This is a genomic window from Leptospira kirschneri serovar Cynopteri str. 3522 CT (assembly GCF_000243695.2).
Taxonomy (GTDB): domain Bacteria; phylum Spirochaetota; class Leptospiria; order Leptospirales; family Leptospiraceae; genus Leptospira; species Leptospira kirschneri.
Genome location: NZ_AHMN02000001.1, coordinates 1 through 8,830 on the forward strand (window position 1 = coordinate 1; position 8,830 = coordinate 8,830).

The 8,830-nt window shown below is 40.7% G+C and carries 2 pseudogenes; both read left to right on the forward strand.

Features of this window, described 5'->3' with window-relative positions:
- A pseudogene (locus LEP1GSC049_RS224370) lies at window positions 1-1,676 on the forward strand (LIC12048 family lipoprotein); the annotation flags it as partial.
- Window positions 1,677-1,857: 181 nt separating this feature from the next.
- Window positions 1,858-8,830: pseudogene (locus LEP1GSC049_RS02000000224375) on the forward strand (SpvB/TcaC N-terminal domain-containing protein); the annotation flags it as partial.

An 8,830-nucleotide genomic window follows, 5' to 3' on the forward strand; every position in this document is an offset into this window, starting at 1 on the left:
CCGAGTTAAACTCTCTCAACTGGATGGGAATTTATAACGAAGGTGTGGCTCTTTGGAATTCTTGGGCGGATGGTGGAGACTTTAGCAATTTCTTGTATTCTGGTTTGGTTCGTTTGACGGCTCCGAGTGGTAAGTCGTATCGCTTAGAAAGTACAAACACAGATTTTACAATCAGTGCGGATGTAAACGCTCAGAGTTTAGATCATCCGTCTGTAGTGAATTATGGGGACGTTGCTCTGACTGTTTGGAGACAAGGCACGACTCTGATTGGAAGATACAATCAGATTAGTACAGGTCAGGCGCTCGGAAATCCGTTTAACATCAATTCTACTGCTTCTACTGGAAATTATATCGTCAAAGCAAAGAATGGAAAAGCGGTGATTGTATGGGATAACGGATACAATATCTATGCTTCGGTGCGGGATTTGACCACTTTGACTTCTTTAGTGAATGAAACATTAGTAGTAAGTCGATTACAACCAGTTGGTGGGATGTCTGTATGGGGAATGGTGACCATGTATCCAGGCAATCCTCCCTTTTCGTATTCATATGACGTTGTGTTTGGAAATGATCGAGCTGCGATTGTTTGGAACGACTTTGCTACATCATTCGTACCTTCCATAACGACTTCACCAAATCCGATGTATGACGTTTATACTTATTGTCAAATAAGCTATTGTGGATTTATAGAAACCAAAACTTACCAAGCCAATGCTCGTATTTTACGTTTAGATACAGGTGCATTTCAAGGTGGAAACATTTCTATTTGGAGTTTTGTAGGAACTAAAACTATAAGCTACCTGGCGGAAGTTCCTAGCAATACTCCTGCTTATCAAATTGATATTGCAGCAAATGCAAACGACAACAATCACCTTGTATATGCTTGGAATGTTCGACTATCATCCGGTGGCGATTCCCATACCGTTTACAGTTCGGTATACAACCTGACTACAGGAACTAAAATCGGCTCCGATCAAACTTTAATCAGTGAAGCCACAAGACCAGTAGATACTCTACAAGTAGCAGCTGCTACTGGAAGAGGAATGGTGCTTTGGAGAAGAAACGACGGGATGATTTTAGGAAGAGGGGTCGATACTTCGAATTCCAATTTATTAGGAACTTCGAATATTGAAGTGGAATCCGGAAGTGTGGATTCACTGAAACTTACCTCCTCTGGAGACAAAGGACTTCTGACATATAGAAAGAATAATTATAAGGACATCTTTTTAAAAGTTTTAGATCTGCAAGCAGGACAGTTGTTGTATCCAAATGGATTGTTATTGTCTCAGGGACAGATGACCGCAGATTACAGAAACATTAGTTTTTCAGGTTCCATCTTATCAGGAAATAAAGTTTTGACTACTTGGGATTTAATGGTCGGAACCAGACGTACTATCTGGGGAAGGGTCAGTGACATATCTACTTTTACAGTAGATGGCCCAAAAGAATTTCAGATCAGCACTACCAACGAAGGAGTTCAATACAGGGGAACTGCTGTTGTAGACAACGGGTTTGGACTTGTGACTTGGCTTTCTCAGGACAAAACACAACAAAGAATACGAGGTTACAAAGTAGATCTGGCTAATCCAGGCTCGTTGAAATACGGACTGAATAACTTCTTTGTGTCTCCTTTGATCGAAAGGGATTATACCATCCGAGCTAAGATCAAGTATTAAAGAACTATCAAGGAAAGCAAATCGGTAAGACTCTTTGTCGCTACTCTTGCTTCCCTTCAAAAAACGGTTGTGGATCAGTATTTAAGAGTATTAGAAAATACTGATCCACAATATTATTCTCTAAAGTTTAAAAGCTACTTTTGTAGTTTTTAATAAAAAACGAAAAGAAAAAGCAAACAAGATGAACGTAGAAGAAACAAACAGAAAGACAGAGAAAGAACAGGACGCGCAGACAAAAAAGACTTCTCCTCAAAAGAAATGGGAAGGGTTTTCTTTAAAAATATTCTGGGAACTAAACCGCACTCATACATTCAAATATGTTCATATACTACTCTTCTCCTGTATTTTGTTTACTACGACAACGTGTGGAATTTTGCCTGGAAAAAAAGGAAAGTCTAACAACTGGTGGTGGGCCTTACTCGGAATCCCAAACGGAGCGAGTTTCCCCTCATCTGGAAGTGGGGTAGGTGGTAGTCCTGGAAACGGATCTCCTGGATCAGCACCCGCACCGGAGGGAAGTGACCTCTTTTCCATATCGACTAACTACGCGCAAGCGATAGACGACCCCGAAACAAAAGCGGAACCGGTCGCCGGAGCTTCTTTTGTGGCACCCCCGGAACCAAATCACTACGGAAATATCAGTTTAACATATCCCATCCAAACACTACCCGGACGTGCAGGAATAGAACCTAAACTCAGTCTAACGTATACTTCTACCGGGGGAGATGGATGGTTAGGAATTGGATGGAGCTTAGGACTTGGAAGTATAACAAGAACTCCAGAATACGGAGCCCTCTACTACGATACAAGAGACAGTTTTACCTGGAACGGAACGAAACTCGTCAAAGTAAGCGGAAATACAACAAACGAAAACGGAATCTACCGAGCAGAAATTACAAATGAAGACTTTCTAATATTCAAACTGACTCAAATAGAAAGTGGGGGAGTCTGGGAAGTGTTAGATACTTCCGGAACTAAAACCATCTACGGAGAAGGATTAGAAAGTAGGATTTTCGATCCATACGATACCAGCAGAACGTATAGCTGGCATTTGACAAAAACAGAAGATAAAAACGGAAACTATCTACAGGCAAATTACGACAATTCGGAATATTCAAAAAATAGAAATCTCTATTTAAAAGAAATACGATATACAGGAAACTCTAAAAACGGCGCATCCGCCAAACAATACGTAAGATTTGTCACAAAACAAAGAGAAGATTTTTACGTTTCCACTTCTCCTGGATTCCTCATGAAAATGGACAGACTCCTAGAAAAAATCGAAGTAGGTTGGGATGGGGGAGGAAAATTGTATGAGTATATTCCAGAATACGAAATTTCTACTGATTCGGGAAGGCCTAGAATTAAAAATATACAATCCAGTAAAAATACGACAAAACCAGAGTTTTTTTATCAATCCTCTGACAGACTACTTACCTGGCAGAATGTAGTCAACCAAACGTCATCTGAAATCGAAGAAGATCCAAACTCCACTCAATACTTTGAAGGAGATTTTAACGGAGATGGGATTTCTGATTTACTCTTTTTTAATCCGAAGTCAGGGAATTGGAAGGCGGCCGAAGGAAGAAAAGAAGGAGGATATAACCTCAAACTGTATGCAAATCGGTATCAAGGATACGACTCTTTAGAAAAGATCCGGTTTTTTTAAAGGAAACGTAAGCGGAGACTATAACGCAGACGGAAGAAGTGATATTGCCTTTTATCTACCTGAAACCAGAGACTTTGTAGTAGCAGAACACGACGGAAGGTTTTACAGTTTAAAAGTTACGGAAGACTGATGAGTTCTGTTCCGGATATTTTTAGAATGGAATGGTTCCCAGGAGACTACGACGGAAATGGATTGAGTGACAGTGTCCTTTTTGACGAACCTACCGGTCAATGGACGTTGATGCTCAATAAAGGGGGAAGTTTTGAATTTTTAAGGTTAGTAAGAAGTTTCAAAACGTATTCAGAAATGATTATACACCGGATTCTAATTTAGATAGTTCGAATACAAATGATTTAACAAAACCTGGAAAAGACCACGACAAAGTAAACTTTCTTGTAGGAGACTACAACGGAGACGGAAGAACGGACATTTCTTTGTATGACTCTAGATCGGGAAAGTGGTTTGTAGGTGAAAATCATCGTAATCCAAATAAAAACGATTCCGTAACTTTTCAAATGCAGTGGAAACTCTACAAAGTGTTTACCACACCCGAACAGTCGTTATTTGGACACGACCGGTTTAGTGGTGATTTTAACGGAGATGGTTTTTCAGACTTTCTACTATTCGATCGAAGTAATGGAGAATGGACGCTCGGAGAAACAGGGGACGGCACAATCAATTTTAAGATTTGGTCAAGAACTCCTCAGTTTAAAACAGTAACTCGTTGGCTACAAGGTGATTTTAACGGGGACGGAAGAACAGACATAGGGTTTTACTCTGAGAGTGACGGCAAATTCTGGATTGGAGAAGCGACACAGAACGGATTTAGATACAAAATATATAGCGACCTAAGCTATGGACCCGATCCGGACAGGATCCTCAAAACTCCTCTTCCTAAAGACGAGGTAAAAATAGAATCGGGTAAAACAAGTTTTAGTGCATCTAACGATACAAAGACGATTTTACTTTCTTACAAATATGATGGAAATCTAAATTTTGGAAAAGGAGAGGTTGTATTTGGAGGTTGTTTTACTTCCAACGACTGCAGTTCTACTCCCGAACTTTTGATCTTTAACCGTAAGGAAAACGTTTGGAATTTGAAACAGGGCAACACGTTTGCCTCACGAGTAAACACTTCTTCTAACCCGGAAGGAACAGGGATTACCACTCTTTTTGGTGGAAAACCGGACAGATATACAAACAATTTAAAAGACGAAGTTCTATTTTACAAAAAACAGGGAACTACCAATCAGTTTTTTGTGATTAAAAACACAAACGGAACTACATTCGATGTTTTGAATTTAGCTTTGTTGAGTGATACGGACGTGACTAAGTTTGATCCAAATAACTGTGGGGTTGTGGTAGATCATTTTGAAAACAATACTTCTCAGTCGGTTCTCATATTAGATGATCAGACTTCCAGTGGAAACGCACGGTTTATTCTTTCGGGTCTTGGTGGTACAAAAATTCTTACTCCGAATGGAGATTTAACTGCTACAGACTTAAATGATCTTTTTCAAGCGGGGACAAACGAAAACCGACAGAGAAGAAAAGAATTTAGTTTTTTTTCGGGGAAATTTACAACCACACAAGCACAACTTGTAATCGTAGATAGAAGAACCACCACACACAAATGGTATTTAGGAACGATTTCTTCCAATCAGATTCAATTTAAACGTTTAACGGGAGAGTTTGTACTTCCGATCACGACTACGGACTACGATTCAAAAAACCCGGCGGGGATTGTATATGCTCTTACGAGCACGGGCGAGATCGTATTTGGGAAAAACTTAGACAACGGGACTTCGTTTACCAAAGTTAAAATCAATTCTACGAATATTCAAAAAAACGTATATAACGCGGGTGTTGTTGGTTTTTCGGACCGTTTTGACAATGGTGGAAATCCGATTGTGGTTTCTGGCGGAGAAGACAAAATTTACGATCTTTTGCAGAGTAAAGTTGTTTCTTTGCCGTCGAGTGTAGTCACAAAAATTTTAGATCGTCTTGATCTTGTTTCTCAAGTGTATGTATTTCGTTGGATCCACGGAGACTACAACGGGGATGGACTGACAGACGTAGGAATTTTTCATTTAAAAGAACCTACCTGGTATTTTGCACTTTCGACTGGAACGGTTCCAGACGTGATCGAGAAAGTCAAAAACGGAATTGGAGGTATTTATGATTTTGAATATTCCAATTCTACTAAGTTTGACAACACGGGGGAAGACGATATTCCGGACCTACCTACAAACTATCGCGTTTGTACTAGAGTTTCACTCGACGACGGTTTTTCTAATATCATCACTAAAAACTACGAATACAAAAACGGTTTTGCTTTTTCTACATTTTTAAACGGTAAAAAAGAATCTGACTATTTTGGTTTTTCTGAATTTACCATTCACGAAGCGTATGGGGAAAGAGCAACTCATCTGTATCATACTACACCTTATTCTGATTTTCTAATGAACCGTGCGCTTTCTGGTGCGGAAAAAGAAACGAAGATCATCGGGAATGACAATAACGACTACGGAACCATCCAGACAACGTATGATGTAAAACCAATTGCAATGGCACCGGGTGTGACAAGTTACCTTCCTGTTACGACCAAAGTCGAAAAGTTTTTAAGTGGTCAAAGAACTACGACACAAACCTCCGACGTAGTAATCAGTGGAACTAAAATCAGTCGGAAGACCGAGTCCACCACGGATCATTTTAGTGATTCTGTGCACGGTGTTACGACCACAACTTCCATCACCGATTTTGAAACGGACGACACGACCAACCAAAGAAGGGCGACTCGAAGTGTGACAAACAGCGGGAGTTCCCACGAGATTACTTCACTTTTCAGTTACGACACAAGAGGAAATCTAATCAAACGTGTCAGTAGCTATACAGGAAGTGGACTTTCTACTGTGGGAACTCATACAACCGAATTTGAATATGACAATTTTGGAAACAAAACGGTTGAAAAGGATACAAGTTCTAGTCCTGCGCGTGGGAACTCTTACAAATATGACAATGAACTCAATCAGTTTGTAACGCAGGAAACAAAATTCGGAGGGAGTGTCGTACTTACGACCACACATCAAATCAACTATTCGACTGCGTTTGGAGTTCCGACCACAACCACAGATCCAAACGGAAACAAAAGCTATTTTGAATATGACAACTTTGGAAGACTGATCCGAACGAGTTCTGACACGGATGTGGGAACTCTCACAACCGCAAACTACGGCTATGACTCTAGTTTTCCACTGAGTGCAAAGACAACGTTTGTGACGGGCACAGGAGATCCAGACTTTACAAGTAGGACCTACACGGACGGAATGGGTCGGAACATATATACGGTCAAATCCGCGTCTAACGGTAATTTTGCGATTACGGGAAGAGTTGTATATGACGGAACCGGAAAAGTAGTCCGTAAAGGACAAAGTAACTGGGCAACGTCGGGAGAGATAGACCGGTTTGTTCTGCATTTAGAAGAAAGAAATCCAACAAGTTTTGAATACGATCCGATTGGTCGGGTAAAAAAAACGATTCTACCACTTGCGGAAGGGGAAACTTCTCCTGTGGTCGTAACAACGGCCTACAATACTGCGTTTGAAACGACAGAAACTCACAGTTCCGAAACGAGTAAACGCACTGTAAAAAATGCGAGTGGGGAAGTATTGTATGTAGAAGACTTTTCTACCGACGGGACAGGGGCCAAGATCGGATTTTGTTACGACATCGCGGGGAACAGAATCAAGAAGAGTGATTTAAACGACGGCAGTTTGATGAGTTGTCCTAGTTCCAGTGGAGGAGTTCCCACAAAAGACGTTTCCGGAAGAAACCAGGCTTATTGGAGTTACGACGCATTTGGAAAGTTACGAGCCGAAAGTGATCCTGATTTAGGTGTGAGTTCCTACAACTACAACAATTTCGGGGATTTAACTTCTCAAACAAACGCAAAAGGTGTTACGACCACTTTCACGTATGACGGTGTAGGAAGAATCCTAACTAAAAATATCCCAGAAGGGAATATTCAATATACGTATGATTCTTTTTCGGGGAGTGAGAATTCTGTAGGCAAACTCGTACGAATTGAAGATTCGAACCAAAACAAAACCTTTAGTTACGACAAATTAGGAAGGGTGAAGAAAGAAACCAGAGTGATTTTAGCGACTACAGAAGGAAACCCTCTTCCGACAGAAACCGGGGGACCGTATATTACAGAAACTAGATACGATTTATTGGGTCGTGTGACTCGTATCGACTATCCGGAACATCCGATTTCTCACGGAAGAATGAGGGCTTGTTACAACTACGGAACCGCCGGGTATATTAGTGGGATTTCTGTTCAAGTCAATACAAACGGTATTTTTCCTGGTTTTTGTAACAAGGACATTGTTGGAAATATTTCCTACAACGAGTTTGGTCAGACGTCGAGTCTTACGCTTGGAAACGGGATTACAACCAGTTACGGCTATGACGTAAAGGGGAGAATGGTAAGACTCAATTCTTCTGGGGATGTGGGTGGTAGTAACAAGGTTTTACAAGACGTCTTATATGCATTTAATCCGAATAACAACATTACAAATATTGCAAACAACACGACCGACTTCAATACTCAATACGTTTATGGCTACGATGGTTTGGGTCGCCTAACATCTGCTAACGGTAGTTATTTGGGAATTGCGGATGGGAATCTTTCGAGAAGGTTTCAACAGTCTTTTGTTTATGCGAAGAATGGTAACTTATCTTCTAAGAGATTTCATGATCCTGTGAGTGGTTCTGTTCAAGACGTTTGGAGTTACCAATACACGAATCATCAAGTTACGAATATTGATTCGAGTCGTTCGGGTGCGGATGCTCTTGTAATGCAATACGATGCCAATGGGAACTTAACAAGACAAAGAGACAATGTTAAAGATTTAACAAAACGGATCAGCATCGATTCTCAAGACAGGATTACTCAGATTCAGGATGGTAACAATGCGATCCTGGGTAGTTACTGGTATGACGAGAGTGGTTTTCGGATTCGGAAGTCTTCTTTAGAACCGAAGAACAATGTTTTTTCTAACGTTGAGATTTTGTATCCTAGCAAGTTCTTTGGTCTTGAGTTTATCGAGTCTGAGAATGTGATCTCAAGTGTGAACAACGTTTATTTGAACGAGGTTCGTATTGCTGCTCTGAATGAAGCGGGTGCTCTTGCGTATTATCTGACTGATCAAGTAGATTCCGTCTCTACCGTGTTAGACGATGAGGGGAATACTCTTTCTCTGATGCAGTATCTTCCTTATGGTGAGACGTTTGTGCAACGGGGAGATTTGAATTTTTCTCCTAAGTTTAATTCGCAGGAGTTAGACAGAGAGTCTGGGTTTTATTTTTTCAATGCGAGATTTTACGATCCTGGGATTGCGAGGTTTACCAGTGCGGATTCGGTGATTGACGGTGAGTTTGATACGCAAGGTTGGAACCGTTTCTCGTATGTGAAAGGGAATCC